Genomic DNA, 21,135 nt, shown 5'->3' with positions numbered 1-21,135 from the left:
TATTCGCATTGCTTCCGCTTTTTTTCGGGTTGCCCGTCAAGGGAGGTACATAACCGAATAAAGGACTGCCTTCACCATGCCGACCCCTTCCTCGAACCTGCGTCCGCTGGCGCTAGCCATCCACCTGGTTGCCGCCACGGCGGCGGGCGCCCTAAGTGTCAATTGGGCCCAGGCCAGCCAAGCGGTTGCTCAACCATTCGACATCCCGGCGGGGCCGCTGAGCAATACGCTGAACCGCTTCGCCCAGCAAGCGGGCGTGGCGATCCTGTTCCAGTCCCACAACCTTGGTGGCTTGAGCAGCCAGGGCCTGCACGGCCGTTACCCGGTGGAGGAGGGCTTCGCAGCCTTGTTGCAGGGCAGCGGCTACGAGGTGGTGCAGGGCGCCAATGGCTATTTGCTGCAAGCGGCACCCACCTCCGGCACGGCCCTGGAACTGGGCGCCACCCAGGTCAGCGCCAACCAGTTGGGCACCATCACCGAAGGCTCGGGCTCGTACACCACCGGCAGTATCGCCACCGCCGCGCGCCTGGTGCTTACGCCGCGGGAAACCCCGCAGTCGATCTCGGTGGTGACCCGCCAGGCCATGGACGACTTCGGCCTGACCTCCATCGATGACGTGATGCGCCACACGCCAGGCATCACCGTGACCGCCTACGACAGCGACCGCACCAGCTATTACTCCCGCGGTTTCGCCATCCAGAACTTCCAGTACGACGGCATCCCCACCCTGCAGGACCCGCAGTACTCGGCCGGCCAGACCCAAAGCGACATGGCCATCTATGACCGCGTGGAAGTGCTCAAGGGCGCCCCGGGCCTGCTCGCCGGGGCGGGCGGCCCGGGCGGGGTTATCAACCTGGTGCGCAAAAAACCGACCCACACGTTCAAGGCCAGCGTGGAACTGGGCGCCGGCTCCTGGGACAACTACCGTTCGCAACTGGATGTCAGCGGCCCGCTGAGCGAAACCGGCAATGTGCGTGGCCGCGCCGTGGCGGCCTATTCGGACAAGCATTCGTTCATGGACCACTACCAGCGCCAGACCAGCGTGTTCTACGGCATTCTCGAAGTGGACCTGAGCCCCGACACCCTGCTGACCCTGGGCGGCGATTACCAGGACACCGACCCGCAGGGTTCGAGCTGGTCCGGCAGCGCCGCGCTGTACGACTCCAAGGGCAACCGCATCAGCACGCCGCGGTCCTACAACAACGGCGCCCACTTCAGCAACTGGTCGCAGTACACGCGTACGGCATTTGCCACCCTGGAGCACAGCTTTGCCAACGGTTGGGTCGCCAAGGGCCAGTACAACCACCAGATCAACGGCTACAACGCACCGCTGGGCGCGCTGATGCCGCCCAACGCCGACACCGGCATCGCCTCGCTGCTGTCGCGCAAGTACACCGGCGAAACCGTCAGCAACAGCGGCGACCTGTACGTTTCCGGGCCGTTCGACCTGTTGGGGCGTGAACACCAATTGGTGGTGGGCACCTCGCTGTCCACCTCCCACTGGACCGGCAAGAACTTCACCGATGCCATCCAGGTCGGCAACGCCTACGACTATTTCAACTGGGACGGCGACGGCCGCGAGCCGGACTGGAGCAAAGTGTCGCGCTACAACGACGAAACCACACGCCAGAGCGCCGGCTACCTCACCGGGCGCTTCAGCCTGGCCGATGACTTGTCGCTGCTGCTGGGCGCGCGGGTGGCCAACTTCCAGGTGACCGGCACCTCCGACGTCCAGAAAAGTGGCAAGGTCGTGCCCTATGCCGGGCTGGTCTATGACCTCAACGACAACTTCTCGCTGTACACCAGCTACACCGAGATCTTCCTGCCCCAACGGGACAACCGCGACCGTAACAACAAGCCGCTGGACCCTAACGAAGGCAAGAACTACGAGGTCGGTATCAAGGGCGAATTCTTTGACGGGCGGCTCAATTCCAGCCTGGCGTACTTCGAGGTGCACGAAGAAAACCGCGCCGAAGAAGACACCGAATACAACGCCAATCCCAACTACGACGTGATCGATTACGCGGTGATGGGCATCAAGTCCAAGACCAAGGGGTTCGAGGCGGAAATCTCCGGGGAACTGGCGCCGGGCTGGCAATTGCAGGGCGGCTACACCCACAAGATCAGCCGCGACGAAAGCGGTGCCAAAGTGGCCACCTTCGAACCCGAGGACCAGTTGAATGTGTACACCAGCTACAAACTCCACGGCGCCCTCGACCAACTGACCTTGGGCGGCGGCGCGCGCTGGCAGGCGCAGGGTTGGCGCATCCTGAGCAACTACGGCAAGGGCACGCAGGAGAAGTACAGCCAGGAAGCGTACTGGCTGGTGGACCTGATGGCCCGCTACCAGGTCAGCGAAAACCTCTCGGCCACCCTCAACGTCAACAACGCGTTCGACAAGAAGTACATGACCAACATTGGCTTTTTTAACGCGTCGTACTACGGCGACCCGCGCAACGTGATGCTCACTACGCGCTGGGATTTCTAGGCCGGCGTCAATGTCGTCAGCCGGCAACGCCTGAATCCCCTTGCCGTCGGTCGCTTTACAACGCACTGCTGGAGAATTTTCCGTCCCGACCTTTACGTTAACGTCAACTTGCGCGAGAGTAAGGGCGCTTTGTGTGGAGCTCAGCGCTCCCCGTCCATCCCGCCAAAAAAAGACAATAGGGGTCGTCATGGATCAACTAGGTGTGCACCCAAGCCAGAGCTACAGCCGCGGCTCCCAGGAAAAAGCCTTGCTCGCCCAGACCATCGGTCAGGCCTTCGACAACACGGTTGCCCGTTACCCCGAGGGGGAGGCCCTGGTGGTGCGCCACCAGCAGTTGCGTTACACCTGGGCGCAGTTGGCGCACGCGGTCGATCTGCATGCGCGGGCGTTGATGGCCCTGGGCATGCGCCCGGGCGACCGCCTCGGCATCTGGGCGCCCAACTGCGCGCAGTGGTGCATCAGCCAGTTCGCCAGCGCCAAGATCGGCGTGATTCTGGTCAATATCAACCCGGCCTACCGCAGCAGCGAATTGGAATACGTGTTGAAACAGTCCGCTTGCCAATGGTTGGTGTGCGCCGGGGCGTTCAAGAGCAGCGATTACCACGCCATGCTGCAAGCGCTGGTGCCGGAGTTGGCCGAGCAATCCATCGGCCTGCTGCAAAGCGAGCGCCTGCCGCACTTGCAAGGGGTCATCAGCCTGCAGGCGCAGCCGCCGTCGGGGTTCCTGCCTTGGTCGCAACTGGCGGCGCTGGGCGAGGCGGTGACTGCGGCGCAACTGCACGAACGCCAACACAGCCTGCATTTCGACCAGGCCGTGAATATCCAGTACACCTCCGGCACTACGGGGTTCCCCAAGGGCGCGACCCTGAGCCACTACAACATCCTCAATAACGGCTACATGGTGGGCGAAAGCCTGGGCCTGAGCGCCGCCGATCGCCTGGTGATCCCGGTGCCGCTGTACCACTGCTTTGGCATGGTCATGGGCAACCTGGGCTGCATCACCCACGGCACCACCATGATCTACCCCAACGACGCCTTCGACCCGTTGCTGACCCTGGCCACCGTGGCCGAGGAGCGGGCCACGGCCCTGTACGGCGTGCCGACCATGTTTATCGCCATGCTCGACGAACCCCGGCGCCAGGCGTTCGACCTGTCGAGCCTGCGCACCGGGATCATGGCCGGGGCCACGTGCCCCATCGAAGTGATGCGCCGGGTTATCAGCGAAATGCATATGAGCGAAGTGCAGATCGCCTATGGCATGACCGAGACCAGCCCGGTGTCGTTGCAGACCGGCCCCGATGATGACTTGGAGCTGCGGGTGACCACCGTGGGCCGCACCCAGGCGCAATTGGAAAGCAAGATCATCGACGCTACTGGCAACACCCTGGCCCGCGGCCAGATCGGCGAACTCTGCACCCGCGGTTACAGCGTGATGCTCGGCTACTGGAACGACCCCCAGGCTACCAGCGAGGCCATCGACCCGGCAGGCTGGATGCACACCGGCGATCTGGCGACCATGAACGAGCAGGGCTACGTATGCATCGCCGGGCGCAACAAAGACATGATTATTCGCGGCGGCGAGAACATTTACCCCCGTGAGCTGGAGGAGTTTTTCTTTACCCACCCGGCGGTGGCGGATGTGCAGATCGTCGGTATCCCCGACAGCAAGTACGGCGAGGAAATCGTTGCCTGGATCAAGTTCCACCCCGGCCACTGCGCCAACGAACTGGAGCTGCAAACCTGGTGCAAGCGCCACATTGCCCACTTCAAGATGCCGCGCCACTTCAAGTTCGTGGATGAATTCCCCATGACCGTCACCGGCAAGATCCAGAAATTTCGCATGCGCGAAATCAGCATCGAGGAATTGAAGGGGAGTAAGCCCGAGTAGACGCAAGTAGTGGGTGGCTACGGTGGGAGCGAGCCTGCTCGCGATTGCGCCAGGCCAGCAGGTAAGGATGCCTGGGCTTTACTGGCCCCATCGCGAGCAGGCGCGCTCGCGCTCAAGATCCGCTGCATTCCAAGAACCCCAGACAGCACAAAGGGGAGCCGAGGCTCCCCTTTAATTTGTCGTGACGTGCTCTTTTTTATTATTGAGGGGCGGTCTGTTGTTGTTATTGGCAACCGTTGCCCTTGTTGCTGTTTTGGGCGACCCCCATCCGGGGTCAAGAGCAAACGTATTTTTTTGAGCGCTGATCTGCGTTTTCGTTGAACGAACCAACCAGTTCGGGAGCTACCTGAGGGTAGTTTTATTGTTCTCTGCCCGGTTGCGGGTCGCTGCGAGTAGCCCCCTGAAAGCACACCTTCTCCAAAAAAATCTGTTAGCTGCGTCTCTGCCGTGTTGTTTTTGTTATGTCAGAGTCGTTACGTCTTATTTTTATTAGGTTTGCCGCTTTTTTTATTTTTGTTGTGCGATAGAGATAGCAGAACCCGTGCCAACTTTTTAAAAGCCTTTTAAATCAATGGCTTGGGTTTTTTGTCGGAGAAAACGTTCAGCTTTTTTTGAGGGTGGTGTTTCCGTGTTACTCGCTTGCGCCCCGCGTAAGCGGGGGCGGTAACACTTGGACATGGGTTGGGCGGGGTGTGCGGGCCTACACCGCGCTACGGGCCTTGGCCACCCGCGAACCGGTGGGGCGCCCCAGTACTGTGCAAATCTGCTGGCCGGCCACCAGCAAACGCTCCAAGTCCACGCCCGTTTCGATCCCCAAGCCATTGAGCAGGTACAGCACGTCTTCCGTGGCCACGTTGCCGCTGGCGCCCTTGGCGTACGGGCAGCCGCCGAGGCCGGCGATGGAGCTGTCGAACACCGCGATGCCTTCGAGCAGGCTGGCGTAGAGGTTGGCCATGGCCTGGCCGTAGGTGTCGTGGAAGTGCCCGGCCAACTTGTCGCGCGGGACCTGGGCGCCGACCACGTCGAACATCCGTCGTGTGGCCCCTGCGGTGCCGGTGCCGATGGTGTCGCCCAGGGACACTTCATAGCAGCCCATGGCGTACAACTCGCGGGCCACCAGCGCCACTTGCTCGGGGGCGACGTCGCCCTCGTAAGGGCAGCCCAGCACGCAGGACACATAGCCGCGCACGCGGATGCCCTGGCGCTTGGCGGCGTCCATGATGGGCGCGAAGCGTGCCAGGCTGTCGCTGATGGAGCAGTTGATATTGCGCTGGGAGAACGACTCGGAGGCCGCGGCGAACACCGCCACTTCCTTGACCCCGGCCGCCACCGCATCTTCAAAGCCGCGCAGGTTCGGCGCCAGGGCGGCATAGGTAACGCCCGGTTGGCGGCGGATCTGTGCAAACACCTCGGCCGAGCCGGCCATTTGCGGCACCCACTTGGGCGAGACGAAACTGCCCACTTCTATATAGCCAAGCCCGGCGTCACTCAGGGCGTCCACCAGGCGCACCTTGTCGGCGACGCTGATGGGCTGGGCTTCGTTCTGCAAACCGTCGCGCGGGCCGACTTCGACCAGGCGTACCTGTTGGGGCAAGGTCATGGCTGCACCTCTTGCTGGTTCTTGAGGGTTTGTTCCAGGGCCTGGGTACAGCGCTCTTCGGCGGTGTCCAGTTCCAATTTCATCTGTTCGATGTCGAGCATCTGTTGCTCCAGTTGCTCGCGGCGTTCGGTGATCTTGGCCAGCATGCTGTGCAGCTGCTTGGTGTTACCGCCGCTGGGGTCGTAGAGCTCGATCAGCTCGCGGCACTCGGCCAGGGAAAAGCCGATGCGCTTGCCCCGCAAAATCAGCTTGAGGCTGACTTTGTCGCGGGGCGAGTAAATGCGCTCCTGGCCACGGCGCTCGGGGGCGAGTAGGCCTTGTTCTTCATAGAAGCGGATGGCGCGGGTGGTGATGTCGAGCTCGCGGGCGAGGTCGGAGATGCTGTACGTCTGGCTGCTCATGGGCACGCTCTGGGAAAAAACCTGCGGCTAAGCTAATTCGCGGTTGACGTATACGTCAAGCCTGCCTGCAACAGCTAAAGGCTCAAGCTTTATCGAGTTTCTTTTCATGGGCGGTGACTTGCTGGCACAACTCGATCATCTGTTCGCGCATCCAGCGGTTGGCCGGGTCCTGGTCGGTGCTTTCGTGCCAGTAGAGGTGGGTTTCCACCGCTGGCACGTCATTGATCGGCAGGCTGAACGAATGCAGGTCGTGGCGGCGGGCGAAGCGCTCGGGCACGGTCATGACCATGTCGGTCTGGTGCAGCACCTGGGAGGCCATCAGGTAATGCTGGGAGCGCAGGGCGATCTTGCGCTGGATGCCCATTTTGCCCAGCGCCAGGTCAACATGGCCCAAGCCGTTGCGGCGGCTGGAGATGTGTACGTGGGTCAGGGACAGGTAGTCATCGAGGGTGAACTTTTCCTTGGTCGCCAGTGCATGGCCCTTGCGCATGGCGCACACGTAGCGGTCTTCCATCAGCTTGACGTGGCGCACCTGGGGGTCGGTGTTGAGCGGCGCATCCACGGCGAAATCCAGGCGCCCGGCGGCCAGTTCCTTGGTGGTTTCGCGGCGCTTGGACAAAAAACTCTCGATGATGACCGTCGGCGCCAGGCGCCGCAGGCGTTGGAACAGCGGCGGCAGGATCACCGCCTCGGTGAGGTCGGTCATGCTGATGCGGTAGGTCTTGGCGGCCTGCAAGGGGTTGAAGATGCGGCTCTCTTGCACTGACACCCGCAGCAGCGACAGTGCATTGCGCACCGGGCCGATGATGTTCTGCGCCATGGGTGTGGGCACCATGCCTTGGGCGGTACGCACGAACAACGGGTCGTTGAAGGTTTCGCGCAAACGCGCCAGGGCGTTGGACACCGCAGGCTGGGTGATGCCAACGATCTGCCCGGCGCGGGTGAGGTTGGCTTCGGTGTAGATCGCGTCGAAGACGATGAAAAGGTTGAGGTCGACCTTGCTCAGATTCATTGCGCTGCACTCTTATTTTTAGGATTCAATCAACCGACTATATATCGGTGATGAATGTTAATACACGCCGAGAATAGGTTAGGTAAATTTTCGTAGCTGCCCTAGCATCGATTTCATGACCTCAACACCACCCTTGAAAAGGTAGCCGCCCATGGATTTTTCTTACTCCCCCAAGGTTCAGGAACTGCGTGAGCGCGTTACCGCGTTCATGGACGCCTATGTTTACCCCGCCGAGGCGGTGTTTGAGCGCCAGGTGGCCGAAGGCGACCGCTGGCAGCCGACGGCAATCATGGAAGAACTCAAGCTCAAGGCCAAGGCCGAAGGCCTGTGGAACCTGTTCTTGCCCGAGTCGGACCGGGGCGCTGGCCTGACCAACCTTGAGTACGCGCCGCTGGCGGAAATCATGGGCCGCTCCTTGCTGGGCCCGGAGCCGTTCAACTGCTCGGCGCCGGACACCGGCAACATGGAAGTGTTGGTGCGCTACGCCAACGAAGAACAGAAGCAGCGCTGGCTCGAACCTTTGCTGCGCGGTGAAATCCGTTCGGCCTTCGCCATGACCGAACCGGACGTGGCGTCTTCGGATGCCACCAACATGGCCGCCCGCGCCGTGCGCGATGGCGACGAGTGGGTCATCAACGGCAAAAAATGGTGGACCTCGGGCGCGTGCGACCCGCGCTGCAAGATCATGATTTTCATGGGCCTGAGTAACCCGGACGCGCCGCGCCACCAGCAGCACTCGATGATCCTCGTGCCGGTGGATGCCCCCGGGGTGAAAATCGTCCGCCCGCTGCCGGTGTTCGGCTACGACGACGCGCCCCACGGCCACGCCGAGGTGCTGTTCGACAACGTGCGGGTGCCTTACGAGAACGTGCTGCTGGGCGAGGGCCGGGGCTTTGAAATCGCCCAGGGGCGCCTGGGCCCGGGCCGTATCCACCACTGCATGCGCTCCATCGGCATGGCCGAACGGGCCCTGGAATTGATGTGCAAGCGTGCGGTTAGCCGCACCGCGTTCGGCAAGCCGTTGGCCCGCCTGGGCGGCAATATCGACAAGATCGCCGACTCGCGGATGGAGATCGACATGGCCCGCCTCTTGACCCTCAAGGCGGCGTACATGATGGACACCGTGGGCAACAAAGTGGCGAAAAGCGAAATCGCCCAAATCAAAGTCGTGGCGCCCAACGTGGCCCTGAAAGTGATCGACCGCGCCATCCAGATCCACGGTGGCGCCGGGGTGTCCAATGACTTCCCGCTGGCCTACATGTACGCCATGCAACGCACCCTGCGCCTGGCCGACGGCCCGGACGAAGTGCACCGCGCCGCCATCGGCAAGTTCGAGATCGGCAAGTATGTGCCGCGGGATATGCTGCGTAGCGGGCAGTAAACCTGGGCAGGCCCGCCGCCATCGCGAGCAGGCTCGCTCCCACAGGGGAAAAATGAAAATCCCCTCCACGCCACCGTTTAACTGTGGGAGCGGGCCGGGCGGTGCTCCGCTCGCCTGCGATGGCGGCATGACTGCTGGCAAATGTGCCGGCTGTATTGGCCTCATCGCGGGCAGGGCCTGTTTCACAGGGGTTGAACCCTTGTGGGAGCGAGCCTGCTCGCGATAGCGCCCACCCAGGCACTACACAATCAGCCCTTCAGTCAACCCACACCTCCACTCGCCGATTCTTGATCCGCCCCTCATCCACGTCATTGGCCGCCACCGGCATTTGTGCGCCCATGCCGCGCACGTCGCGCAGTACCACGGCGTTTTTCACCAGCTCCCGGCGCACCGCCATGGCCCGCAGTTTCGACAACAGGGCGGCTCGCTGGGGGTCGTCCTTGGCGTCGCCAAACCCCACCAATGTCACGCGCCGGTCCAGCAGGTCGTGGGCCTTGAGGTAGTCGAGCACCCGGCCCAGGTCTTGGCGCGCCTTGTTGTCCAGGCTGGCGCTGCCTTCTTCGAAGCGAAAATTCACCGTCAGGCGTTTGCCCTGGCGGCTCAGGCGTTGATAGTCCGCGGGCATTTGCGCACTCGGGGCAACGCGGATGGCTTGCACGGTCTGCGCGATAAAGCCGTTGGCGGCGACGATGGCCTGGCCCTTGGCACTTTGCGCAAACTTCACCAGGGCCCGGGCCCAGGGCGATGGAGCGTTCGGCGGCAGGTAAAAAAACAGCCGCCGCGACAGCGGATAGTCTTCGGTGGCGATCAGGCTGTTGCCGGGCAGCATGGGCTGCGAGGCGCCGTCGGCAATCGCCAGGGGCTTGGCCTGGCGGATGTAGGGCAGGCCGATAAAGCCAATGGCCCGAGGGTCGAGGCTGACCGCGTCGGACAATTGTTCACTGGATTCAAAGCGCTTGGCCGAGGCCAGCAAGGGCTTGGCGCGGCGGCTCAGCACCAGCTCTTTAAAGGTGTCGTAGGTGCCGGACTGGTCATCCCGGGCGTACAGGGTGATGGGCCCGCCGACGCCACCCAGGGCTTCCCAGGAGGTGATTTCGCCGTTGAACACCTGGGCCAGTTGCTCGGTGGTTAATTGGCTGACCGGGTTTTGCGGGTGCAGGATGATCGCCAGGCCATCGATGGCGATCACCTGCTCGGCGCCCGGGCTCTTCAGGTCGCCCAGAGGTTGCAGCGCCTGGCGTTCGCTGTCCTTGATCGGGCGCGATGCGGCGGCCAGGTCGGCGCTGGCGTTCTTCAGGGCGGTGAACCCAGTGCTCGAACCGTGGGCGGCGACGTCCACGATCACCTGTTGGCCCTGGGCGGTCTGCCCGACCAGGCGTTGTTCGTTGCTGATGCCGGTGACTTCGCGGCGGATATTGAGCACACCCTGCTCTTGCAGCAGCCCCTGCACCAGCGCCGGGCCGAGCGTGGCGCCGATGGTGTTGGAGCCCTGGATGCGCAAAGCCGGGCCGTGGGCGGGGAGGGGTAGCGGGGTGGCACTGGCCGGTGCGGCCAACAGCGCGCACAACCATAGCGGGAACAGAGCGCGCAGCATGGCCGGCACCTTCTAAGACCAAAGGAAGTGCCGGGAGATTAAGTCAGCCAGGTTGCATAAATATGACGGCGTGCGGGCCTCAGCTCAGTTCCAGCCAGATCGGCGCGTGGTCGGAAGGTTTCTCCATGGCCCGCAGGTCGTAGTCCACACCGGCGTCCTTGATCCGCGGCAGCAGGGCCTGGGAGGTAAGGATCAGGTCGATGCGCAGGCCGCGCTTGGGTTCATCCTCAAAGCCGCGGCTGCGGTAGTCGAACCAACTGAAGCGGTCGGCTACGTCGGGGTTGAGGTGGCGGAAGCTGTCCACCAAGCCCCAGTTCTTGAGGCGTTCCATCCACTCGCGTTCTTCGGGCAGGAAGCTGCATTTGCCGGTTTTCAGCCAGCGCTTCATGTTGTCCGGGCCGATGCCGATGTCGCAGTCCTGGGGCGAGATGTTCACGTCGCCCATCACCACCAAGGCCTGGTCGTTGCTGAAGCGGCTTTCCAGCAGGTGCTGCAAATCACTGTAGAAACGCTGCTTGGCGGGGAATTTGGTGGGGTGGTCGCGGCTTTCGCCCTGGGGGAAATAGCCGTTCATGATGGTTACCGGTTGGCCGTGTTCGTCGGCGAAGGTGCCCCAAATGAAGCGGCGCTGGGCGTCTTCGTCATCCGTGTCGAAGCCCTTGTGCAGCGCCAGGGGTTCTTGGCGCGAGAGCAGGGCGACGCCGTAATGGCCTTTTTGCCCGTGGTAGTAGACGTGGTAACCCAGGGCCTGCACCTCGGCCAGGGGGAACTGGTCGTCGTGGACTTTGGTTTCCTGCAGGCCGATGACGTCCGGTTGGTGTTTCTCGATCAGCGCCGCCAACTGATGGGGCCGGGCGCGCAGGCCGTTGATGTTGAACGAGACAATCTTCATGGGCGGCAGTCCTGGAAAAAACAGCGATGCTAGCCGACAAGCGCCATAGGGGCCAGCGTGGCGCCATCAGGGAACGGCTGCTAGGGTTCCTCTGTGCCGCTGCAACGGTGGTGCGCCTAACACCGTCATTACGACCGCCACGCAGCCGAGCGCGGGCAAGCCCGCTTTCTACACACAAGCAAGGGAACGAGTGACCCGCGCGCAGGTTCGTACCAATAAGAAGCCGGCCCCTTCGAGCCGGCCCAGGGGAGTTCCACCGTCATGCCAGACACTTCAACCGCCATCGCCCAGATCCACATGCTCGACAGCGGCTATTCGCGCGAAGCCCGCTCGCTGCTGTACCACGCCTACCGTCACGAACCGACCTTCGCCTTTCTGTTCGAGGCTGAGCGCCCTGGCTATGAACAACGGGTGCGGGCCACGGTGCGCGAGTTGGTCAAACAGCATTTTCTCCAGGACCTGCCGGCCATTGGCCTGCTGGTCAATGATCGTCTGGTGGGCATCGCCCTGATCGCGCCGCCGCAACGGCGCCTGGGGATCACCGAGAGCTGGGCGTGGCGCCTGCGCATGGTGCTCAGCACCGGTTTTCGCTGCACCCGGCGTTACCTGGATTACCACGCGGCGGTCTTGGCCTGTGTGCCCACCGATGCGGTGCACATGCTGCCGCTGCTGGGCATCCACCCGCAGTTCCAGGGCAATCACTTTGGCGAACAACTGCTTGAAGCGGTGCACAACTGGTGCGCGGTGGACCCCAACTCCCAAGGCGTGGTGCTCGATACCGGCAACCCGCGCTACCTGGCGTTTTATCAGCGCCAGGGTTACGAGGAGATCGGCGAAGTGGCGGTGGGGCCGGTGCGCGAGCATGTGTTTTTCCATGCCAACCCCCAGGCGTTACAAACAGCAACGGCTTGAGGGCCGAACTTTTTGCGCCAACCCAGGCTCTATCACGCTCCCGAGCACGTGATAGCATCCGCGCCTATGAAGTTTTCCCAACGAATCACCAGCGGTTTGCTCCTGCTGATCGCCAGTGCATCGGTGCTGGCCCAAAGCGAACTGGACGTGCGTATCAAGCCGTCCAACGACGAACTCAAGGCCAACGTTGAAGGCTATATCGGCGGCCTTGGCGAGCGTGACGAAGAGGCGTTGCTGCGCTTTAGCCGCGGTGCCGAGGAACAGGCGCGCAAAGCCGCCCAGGCCCTGGGTTTCTACCAGCCGCAGATCGAAAGCGAGGTCAAGCCCGGCAAGTCTCCACGGCTGGTGCTGCGCATCGACCCCGGTGAGCCGGTGCACCTGCGCAACGTCACCGTGCGCATCGACGGCCCGGCGGCTGCCCTCAAGGCCTTTCGCGTACCCAGGAGCGACCAGCTCAAGCCCGGCGCGGTGCTCAACCACGGCCATTACGAAGACGCCAAGCGCCTGATCCAGAACCAGGCCTCGCGCTACGGTTTTTTCAGTGGCCGCTTCACCCGCCAGGTGTTGTCCGTGGATCCCCAGGCCGGGGTGGCGGATATCGAACTGGTCTACGACAGCGGCCCACGCTATGCCTTGGGGGCTGTCAGTTTTGCCGGTGACACGCCGTTCGATGAAGAACTGCTGCACCGCATGGTGCCATTCAAGGCCGGCACGCCCTACGACTCGGAACTGATCGCCGAACTCAACCAGGCGCTGCAAGCCAGTGGCTATTTTGAAGGCGTGCGGGTAGACGCCGCGCCCGCGGCCGCCACCGCCAAGGTGATCCCGGTGGCCGTCAAGCTGCAGACCCGCAAGCCGCGCACCATGGGCCTGGGCCTGGGTTTTTCGACAGACGTCGGGCCGCGGGCCAAGGCCAACTGGACGCGTCACTGGGTCAACCCCCAGGGCCACAGCTATGGCTGGGAGGCGGAGGTCTCCCAGCCGCGGCAGAACGTCGGCCTGTGGTACGACGTGCCGTTGGACCCGCCGCTGACCGACAAGCTGCGTTTTGCCGGTGGCTATCAATATGAAGAAATGGCCGGCACCGATAGCCTGAGCAAACTGTTGACCTTGGGCCCGGAATGGCACAGCAAGCTGCCCAGCGGTTGGCAGCGGGTGGTGTCACTCAAATGGCAGCGCGAGGAATACCGTTTGGGCGATGACTCCGGGCTGAGCAACCTACTGATGCCGGGCCTGAGCTATGCCTACCTGCGCAGCGATAACCGCATCGACCCGCACAACGGCTACCGGCTGCAGTTCGATACCAAAGTGGCCAAGGAAGGGCTGGGCTCGGACAACAACTTGCTCTATGGCACGGCGTTGCTCAAAGGCCTGACCACGGTGTGGGACAACCACCGCTTCCTGGGCCGCGTGCAGTTCGGCGGCAGCGCCACCAATGGCTATAAGTCGATCCCGCCGTCGCTGCGCTTTTTTGCCGGTGGCGACCAGAGCGTGCGCGGCTACGACTACCAGAGCCTGTCGCCGAAAAACTCCGACGGCGACCGCATCGGCGGGCGCTACATGGTGGCGGCGAGTGCCGAATACCAATACGCCGTGGCCGACAAGTGGCGGGTAGCGACCTTTATCGACCAAGGCAACTCCTTCAATAAGCTCGAATTGCCCAACCTCAAGACTGGCGTCGGCGTCGGCGTGCGTTGGGTGTCGCCGGTGGGGCCGATCCGCCTCGACCTCGCCCACGCGATGGACGACGACGGCGGCATTCGCTTGCACTTTTCCATGGGGCCTGAGCTGTGAAACGTGGTGTGAAAGTAGCCGGGCTGACGACCCTGGCCCTGCTGATGGCCGTCGTGCTGGCCCTGTCATTGGTGCTGGGCACCTCCACGGGCAGCCGTTGGGCGTTGAACCGCGTTCCTGGGTTGACCCTGGAGAATTTCCAAGGGCGCCTGGGCGGCCAATGGCGCGCCGACTCTGTGGTGTGGCAGCAGGGCGATACTCGGGTGGAGCTGCGCCAGGTGCTGTTCGCCTGGGCGCCGTCATGCCTGGCGCGCCGTACCTTGTGCATCGAACAATTGCTCGCCGAACAGATCAGCCTGCAACTGGCACCCAGCACCGAGAGCAGCGCTGGCCCCCTCAGCCTGCCAGACCTGGACCTGCCCCTGGCCATCGAACTGGGCGATGTGCGCCTCGGCAGTTTGCTGCTCGATGGCAGCGAACAGCTCAAGGGCCTGCAACTGGCCGCGCACTGGCGAGGCGAAGGCTTGCAGATCGACGCCTTGCAACTGCAACGCGACGGTTTGCAACTGAGCCTGTCCGGCCAATTGCAACCCAAGGGCCAGTGGCCGCTGACAGCCCAAGGCAATCTCGACCTGCCGTATGCCCCCGGCGGCGCACCTTGGGCGGTGGCGCTGAAGATCGACGGCGACTTGCTCAAGACCCTCAACCTCGACGCCACCAGTAGTGGCTACCTGCCGGGCCACTTAAGCGGCGAGTTGCAGCCCTTGGCAGACAACCTGCCGGCGCGTTTGCGCCTCACCGCCGATGGCTTCAAGCCTGCCGCCGAGCTGCCGGACACCTTGCAACTCAATCAACTGGACCTCACCGCCAACGGTGACCTGAAAAACGGCTATCAACTGCAAGGCAAGGCCACGCTGCCTGCCGAGCAAGGCCCGGTGGCGCTGGCGCTCAATGGCAAGGTGGACGCCGACGGCGCGCAAATCGCCGCCCTCAACTTGGACGCCGGCCCCGAGCAACGCCTGAACCTGCGCGCCAACCTGGATTGGCGCGAGGGCTTTAGCGCCGACAGCACCCTCGATTGGCTGAATTTCCCCTGGCATCGCCTCTACCCGGTGATCGACGAGCCCGCTGTGGCCCTGCGCACCTTCAAGGCCAACGCCACTTACCGCGACGGTAAGTACCAGGGCCAGTTCGACGCTGCCCTCGATGGCCCGGCCGGTGCATTCAACCTGGCCAGCCCTTTTACCGGCGACCTCGGTCAGGTGGCGCTGCCCGAACTGAAATTGCTCGCCGGCCAGGGCAAGGCCCAGGGCCACCTGAACCTGAAATTCGCCGACGGCATCGCCTGGGACACCGCCCTGGAACTGGCGGCCCTCAACCCGGCGTACTGGCTTGCGGAACTGCCCGGCACCCTCGCTGGGCCATTGCGCAGCCAAGGCCAGATAAAAAACCAGCAGCTACAACTCAACGCCGAGTTGGACCTCAAGGGCAAACTGCGCGGCCAGCCTGCGCTGTTCCAGGCCAAGGCCCAGGGTGCCGGCGAGCAATGGAGCCTCGCGGCCCTGGAGATTCGCCTGGGAGACAACCGCATCAGCGGCAACGCCAGCCTGCGGGAAAAACTCGCCGGGCAACTGGACATCAAGGCCCCGCGCCTGGCCCAACTCTGGCCGCAGCTGCGCGGCCAACTCAGCGGCCGCGTCGACCTGGCCGGCAGCCTCAAGGCCCCCCAGGGCCAGTTGAACCTGCAAGGCAGCCAACTGGGGCTGGCCGACAATCGCCTGCAACGCCTCAACCTCGACGCGCGCCTGGACGGCGCGCAACGGGCGGTGATCGACCTCAAGGGCAGCGGCATCCAGGCCGGCGACACCGCGCTGGGCACGCTGACCGTCAGCGGCCAGGGCACCCTCAAGCAGCAGCAACTGGCGCTCGACCTATCCGGGCCCCAGCTCAAGCTGGCCCTGGGCCTGGACGGCAACCTGGACCAGGGCAACTGGCGCGGGCGCCTGGCCACGGGCGATATCCAGGTCGGCGGCCAGGACTGGACACTGCAAGCCCCGGCGAAGATCCAACGCCTGGCCGACGGCAAGCTGACCTTCGCCGCCCATTGCTGGACTTCCGGGGCGGCGAGCCTGTGTGGCGAAGACCAGCGGCTGATGCCCGAGCCCAAGTTGCGCTATCACCTCAAGCAGTTCCCCATCGACAGCCTGGCCCAATGGCTGCCCCAGGATTTCGCCTGGCAGGGCACGCTCAACGCCGATGTGCAACTGGACCTGCCGGCTAGCGGGCCCAAGGGCCAGATCCTGCTCGATGCCAGCGGCGGCACGTTGCGCGTCAAGGACCACGACCAGTGGCTGGACTTCCCCTACGACACGCTCAAGCTGCAAACCACCCTCAACCCCAAGCGGATCGACACCCAGTTGGACTTTCGCGGTGGCCAGCTCGGCCAGTTGCAGGTGCAGGCGCAGATCAACCCGTTGCCCAAAAGCAAACCGCTGACCGGCAGCTTCACCCTCACTGGCCTGGACCTGGCGGTAGCACGCCCCTTCGTGCCGATGGTGGAAAAACTCAGCGGCAAGCTCAACGGCAACGGCCGGGTCAGCGGCAGCCTGCTGGCGCCGCAGGTCAATGGCAGCGTCAACCTGATCGGCGGGGAAATTTCCGGCCCGCAACTGCCGGCCAGTTTCGAGGGCCTGAACATCCAGGCGCTGATCGCCGGGGAAAGCGTGCGCCTCAACGGTGCCTGGCGCAGTGGCAAGGCCGGGCAGGGCACCGTGCGTGGCCAGGTTGACTGGGGCCAGGCCCTGGCGGTGGACATCAACCTGCAAGGCAGCCAACTGCCGGTCACCGTGGAGCCCTACGCGGCCCTGGAAGTGGCGCCGGACCTGAAGATCACCCTGGTCAACGACAAACTGGCCATTGTCGGCAAGGTGCAGATCCCCAAGGGCGAGATCACCGTGCGCGAGCTGCCGCCGTCCACCGTCAAGGTCTCCGAGGACACCGTGATCGTCGGCCACCAGACCGAGGAGGGTAAGGCACCGTTGGCCATGGCGATGGACATCGACGTGGAAGTGGGCAAGGAGAAACTCAGCTTCGCCGGGTTCGGCCTGACCGCCAACCTACAAGGCCAGGTGCATATCGGCGACAACCTGGACACCCGTGGCGAACTGTGGCTCAACGACGGCCGCTACCGCGCCTACGGCCAGCGCCTGACGGTGCGCCGTGCGCGGTTGCTATTTGCCGGGCCGCTGGACCAGCCGTACCTGGACATTGAAGCGATCCGCCGGACCGATGACGTGGTCGCCGGCATCCGCCTCAGTGGCAGCGCCGAGCAACCGAACACGCAGATCTTCTCGGAACCGGCCATGAGCCAGGAGCAGGCGCTGTCCTACCTAGTGCTCGGGCGGCCCCTGAGTACCACCGGCGAAGACAACAACATGCTCGCCCAAGCGGCCCTGGGCCTGGGCTTGATGGGCAGCGCCGGGGTGACCTCGGATATTGCCAAGAGCCTGGGCATCCAGGACTTCGAGCTGGACACCCAGGGCAGCGGTAACGACACGGCGGTGGTGGCCAGTGGCAAGATCTCCGAGAAACTCAGCCTGCGCTACGGCGTGGGCGTGTTCGAGCCGGCCAACACCATTGCCTTGCGTTACCTGTTGAGCAAAAAGGTCTATGTGGAAGTAGCCAGCGGCGTCGCCAGCTCCCTGGATATCTTCTACAAACGCGACTTCTGACGGCAGGCTGGCTGCAGTTCTATAGGGGTGGGCGTGCCCGTGTGTTGGCTGTGATGGCCCTCCCGGGGCAAACCCCTGTGGGAGCGGGCTCTGCCCGCGACGAGGCCTAAATGGCCACAGCATTTCTGGTGGCTGGAATGCCGCCATCGCGGGCAAGCCCGCTCCCACGGGGCTGAGCGCTCCCCTCCACACCCTTCATCAGGTAAATACCAAGCAAGCTAATTAATGCTTGGTCATTCGCTGTCTAGGCAGTAACATCTCGACATAATTACCCTGCCACAGCAGCCAAAGGGTCGTCAGATGAAGCATTTCACCCCGGACAACTTTCAAAATTGCCACCTGGGCCTACTGCTCGGGCGCGCCGCGTTGCTCAAGGACCGCCTCCTTGACACCCACATGGAGCCCCACGGCATCACCGCCGCGCAGTTCAAGGTGCTCATCATCATGGCCCAGTTCGGTGTCGATACCCCGGCCGAGCTGTGCCGCCACCTGTCCCTGGACAGCGGTTCCATGACCCGCATGCTCGATCGCCTGGAGCAAAAAGACTTCCTCGCCCGCAAACGCTGCGAGGCTGACCGGCGCCAGGTGCAGTTGGTGCTGACTGCACAGGGCCAGGCGCTGGCCGACCGCTTGCCGCAGATCGGCGCTGAGGCGATGAACGAGTTGGCGGGGGCCTTGAGCAGCGAAGAGTTGCGCAGCCTGGAGGCGATCCTGAAGAAAATCCTGGTGGCGGCCGGTGACCCCATTACCTTGCAGCGAGTAGGTAAATAAATGAACAAGCACACCTTGCGTGCTTCCTTGAGCCTGGTGCTGCTGGCCCTGAGCCTGGCCGGCTGCGCCAGCTACAGCGGCCTGCACCCCGAAGGCGCGGCACTTGAGGCGCAGAACCTCAAGGCCGGGCAGTCGCTGAGCGGCGTAACCCTGAGCCCTGCGGCCTGGCCGAAAAACGATTGGTGGACCAGCCTGGGCGACCCGCAACTCGATGGTCTGATCCGCGAAGCGCTGCGTGACAGCCCCGACATGCAGATCGCCAGCGCCCGCGCCCACCAGGCCAGCGCCGCTGCCTATGCCGCCAACGCCGCACGTATGCCCACCCTGGACGCCAATGGCAGTGTCAGCCGCTCGCGCCTGGCCCGCGACCAAGACCCGACGGGGCAGGGCGGCAACTACAGCACCCTGCGCAGCCTGGATTTGGGCTTCAATTACCGCTTCGACCTGTGGGGCGGCCAGCGTGCCACCTGGGAAGCGGCCCTGGGCCAGGCGCGCGCCGCTGAGGTCGACCGCCAGGCCGCGCAACTGACCCTGGCCGCCGATGTGGCCCGGGCCTACAGCCACCTGGGGCAGGCCCATATCGTTCACGACTTGGCCAGCGATGACCTCAAGCGCACGCGGCAGATGCTCGACCTGAGCGAGCGGCGCCTGCGTTCGGGCATCGACAGCCAGTACCAGTACCAACAAACCGAAAGCCTGGCCGCCAGCTCCGAAGCCAGCCTGATCGACGCCCAGAAACGGCTGCAAAGCGCGCGCATCGCCCTGGCGGTGCTGCTGGGCAAAGGCCCGGATCGTGGCAACGAAATCCCCCGGCCCCAGGTCTTGCAGGCTAGCGCCGTGGCCTTGCCCTCGGTGCTGCCGGCCGAACTGCTGGGCCGGCGCCCCGATCTGGTCGCCGCGCGCTGGCGGGTGGAAGCGGCGAGCAAGAACATCGTCGCCGGCAAAACCAACTTTTACCCCAACCTCAACCTCAGCGCTGCCGCCGGCGTGCAGTCGTTGCTGGGGGACGCGATGTTCGGTTCGGCCAGCCGCTTTTTTAACGTCGCGCCGGCCGTTTCCCTGCCGATCTTCGACGGTGGCCGCTTGCGCGCCGACCTTGATGCCCGCGACGCCGACTACGACCTCGCGGTGGCGCAGTACAACAAACGCCTGGTCCAGGCCCTGGGGGACGTCAGCGACAGCCTCGCCCAGTTGGGGGACATCGGCCGGCAGATCAAGGCCCAGCAACACGCCACCGACATCGCCCAGGATTCCTACGACACCGTCGTCCAGCGCTTTGGCTCGGGCATCGGTAATTACCTGGACGTGCTCAGCATCGAGCAGCAATTGCTGCTGGCCCAACGCCAGTTGGCCAACCTCAATGGCGAGCAGATCGACCTCTCGATTCAACTGATGCAAGCGCTGGGCGGTGGGTTCGACGGCAGCGGCCCGAGCGCCGCCAGCCTGTCCCAGCCGCGCTGAGTCACTTATTCAAGGTAAACATCATGGCCAACGAACACGCTGGCACCGATCCCTCCCAGGACGGCGCCAACCCCGCAAAACGCAAATTCATGCTATTGGCCCTGGCCGCCCTCGTGCTCCTCGGCGGTGCCGGGGTGTGGGGCTGGCATGAGCTCTACGGGCGCTGGAATGAAAGCACCGACGACGCCTACGTGAACGGCAACGTGGTGGAGATCACCCCGCTGGTCACCGGCACGGTGGTCAGCATCGGCGCCGATGATGGCGACCTGGTGCACGAAGGCCAGGTGCTGATTAACTTCGACCCCAACGACGCCCAGGTCGGCCTGCAAAGCGCCCAGGCCAACCTGGCCCGCACCGTGCGCCAGGTGCGCGGCTTGTACAGCAACGTTGATGGGATGAAAGCCCAGGTCAACGCGCACAAAGCCGACGTGCAGAAGGCCCAGGACAACTTCAACCGGCGCAAGAACCTGGCGGCGGGCGGGGCGATTTCCCAGGAAGAGCTGTCCCATGCCCGCGATGACCTGACTTCGGCGCAAAACGCCCTGGCCAACGCCCAGCAGCAACTCAACACCAGCAGCGCCCTGGTGGATGACACGCAGGTGTCGTCCCACCCGGACGTGCAAGCCGCCGCCGCGCAACTGCGCCAGGCCTACCTGACCAATGCCCGCAGCACCTTGATCGCGCCGGTCACCGGTTACGTGGCCAAGCGCACCGTGCAACTGGGCCAACGCGTGCAACCGGGCACGGCGCTGATGGCGGTGATCCCGTTGGACCAACTGTGGATCGACGCCAACTTCAAGGAAACCCAACTGCGGGACATGCGCATCGGCCAACCGGTGGACATCGAAACCGATATCTACGGCAGCGACGTGAAGTACAGCGGCACCCTCGACAGCCTCGGTGCCGGCACCGGTAGCGCGTTCGCCCTGTTGCCGGCGCAGAACGCCACGGGCAACTGGATCAAGATCGTCCAGCGTGTGCCGGTGCGCATCCATATCAATGCCCAGCAACTGGCTGAGCACCCGCTGCGGGTGGGCCTCTCGACCCAGGTCAAGGTCAACCTGCATGACCAGAGTGGCCCGGTGCTGGCACAACAACCGCCGCAAAAGGCTTCGTTCAGCACGGCGGTGTACGCCCGGCAACTGGGGGAGGCCGATGCCATGATCGTGCGGCTGATCCACGACAACAGTGCCTTGCTCGGCAAGACCGCCCGGCGCTGACCTTCACGCCGCGCCCCTGGCGGGCGCGGCGCCTGCCTTGATTCCCAGGA

General features: G+C 63.9%; 14 protein-coding genes. 9 read left to right on the top strand and 5 right to left on the bottom strand.

The window, feature by feature from the left end:
* Positions 1-76: 76 nt before the first annotated feature.
* Together CKW13_RS18270 and CKW13_RS18265 are read left to right on the top strand one after the other, a co-directional pair.
* Positions 77-2,488 carry a TonB-dependent receptor gene (locus tag CKW13_RS18270; protein WP_095109997.1) on the top strand — a complete coding sequence of 804 codons (2,412 nt, stop codon included), beginning with the start codon at positions 77-79 and terminating at the stop codon, positions 2,486-2,488.
* A gap of 187 nt (positions 2,489-2,675) precedes the next feature.
* Positions 2,676-4,376, top strand: a complete 1,701-nt coding sequence (locus CKW13_RS18265) for an AMP-binding protein (protein WP_095109996.1) — start codon at positions 2,676-2,678, stop codon at positions 4,374-4,376.
* A gap of 700 nt (positions 4,377-5,076) precedes the next feature.
* Here CKW13_RS18265 and CKW13_RS18260 read toward each other — a convergent pair.
* From CKW13_RS18260 to CKW13_RS18250, 3 genes are all read right to left on the bottom strand, one after another.
* On the bottom strand, positions 5,077-5,976 hold the full coding sequence (locus tag CKW13_RS18260) for a hydroxymethylglutaryl-CoA lyase (protein WP_095109995.1): 900 nt from the start codon (positions 5,974-5,976) through the stop codon (positions 5,077-5,079).
* Positions 5,973-6,377, bottom strand: coding sequence for a MerR family DNA-binding transcriptional regulator (locus tag CKW13_RS18255; RefSeq protein ID WP_095109994.1), 405 nt, complete (start codon positions 6,375-6,377; stop codon positions 5,973-5,975). The genes CKW13_RS18260 and CKW13_RS18255 overlap by 4 nt, the downstream gene beginning before the upstream one ends.
* Before the next feature lie 82 nt (positions 6,378-6,459).
* The gene (locus CKW13_RS18250) at positions 6,460-7,389 is read right to left on the bottom strand and encodes a LysR family transcriptional regulator (protein WP_095109993.1); all 930 of its coding nucleotides are present in this window, start codon (positions 7,387-7,389) and stop codon (positions 6,460-6,462) included.
* A 151-nt stretch (positions 7,390-7,540) separates the two neighbouring features.
* On the opposite strand from CKW13_RS18250, the gene CKW13_RS18245 reads away from it, so the two are divergent.
* Positions 7,541-8,770: an acyl-CoA dehydrogenase gene (locus CKW13_RS18245; protein ID WP_095109992.1), complete on the top strand. Its 1,230-nt coding sequence runs from the start codon at positions 7,541-7,543 to the stop codon at positions 8,768-8,770.
* Between the two features lie 256 nt (positions 8,771-9,026).
* Here the strand turns inward: CKW13_RS18245 and CKW13_RS18240 are convergent, their stop codons facing one another.
* Positions 9,027-10,364 (bottom strand): substrate-binding domain-containing protein, encoded by a 1,338-nt coding sequence (locus CKW13_RS18240; RefSeq protein WP_095109991.1) that lies wholly within the window; start codon positions 10,362-10,364, stop codon positions 9,027-9,029.
* A 79-nt stretch (positions 10,365-10,443) separates the two neighbouring features.
* Positions 10,444-11,256 (bottom strand): exodeoxyribonuclease III, encoded by an 813-nt coding sequence (gene xthA, locus CKW13_RS18235; protein WP_095109990.1) that lies wholly within the window; start codon positions 11,254-11,256, stop codon positions 10,444-10,446.
* Between the two features lie 261 nt (positions 11,257-11,517).
* Between xthA and CKW13_RS18230 the strand changes: the two genes are divergently transcribed.
* The 6 genes from CKW13_RS18230 to CKW13_RS18205 all read left to right on the top strand — a co-directional run bounded on the left by CKW13_RS18230 (position 11,518) and on the right by CKW13_RS18205 (position 21,085).
* Positions 11,518-12,168, top strand: coding sequence for an N-acetyltransferase (locus CKW13_RS18230; RefSeq protein WP_095109989.1), 651 nt, complete (start codon positions 11,518-11,520; stop codon positions 12,166-12,168).
* A 66-nt stretch (positions 12,169-12,234) separates the two neighbouring features.
* On the top strand, positions 12,235-13,962 hold the full coding sequence (locus CKW13_RS18225; RefSeq protein WP_095109988.1) for an autotransporter assembly complex family protein: 1,728 nt from the start codon (positions 12,235-12,237) through the stop codon (positions 13,960-13,962).
* Entirely contained in the window at positions 13,959-17,633 is a 3,675-nt protein-coding gene (locus tag CKW13_RS18220; protein ID WP_095109987.1) for a translocation/assembly module TamB domain-containing protein, read from the top strand. The genes CKW13_RS18225 and CKW13_RS18220 overlap by 4 nt, the downstream gene beginning before the upstream one ends.
* A gap of 300 nt (positions 17,634-17,933) precedes the next feature.
* Positions 17,934-18,404 carry a MarR family winged helix-turn-helix transcriptional regulator gene (locus tag CKW13_RS18215; RefSeq protein WP_095109986.1) on the top strand — a complete coding sequence of 157 codons (471 nt, stop codon included), beginning with the start codon at positions 17,934-17,936 and terminating at the stop codon, positions 18,402-18,404.
* On the top strand, positions 18,405-19,865 hold the full coding sequence (locus tag CKW13_RS18210; protein WP_095109985.1) for an efflux transporter outer membrane subunit: 1,461 nt from the start codon (positions 18,405-18,407) through the stop codon (positions 19,863-19,865).
* Positions 19,866-19,888: 23 nt separating this feature from the next.
* Positions 19,889-21,085 (top strand): efflux RND transporter periplasmic adaptor subunit, encoded by a 1,197-nt coding sequence (locus CKW13_RS18205; protein WP_095109984.1) that lies wholly within the window; start codon positions 19,889-19,891, stop codon positions 21,083-21,085.
* Positions 21,086-21,135 lie beyond the last annotated feature (50 nt).

The organism is Pseudomonas sp. Irchel 3E20, assembly GCF_900187645.1.
Lineage (GTDB): Bacteria > Pseudomonadota > Gammaproteobacteria > Pseudomonadales > Pseudomonadaceae > Aquipseudomonas.
This window is presented reverse-complemented; position numbering and strand designations above follow the sequence as displayed.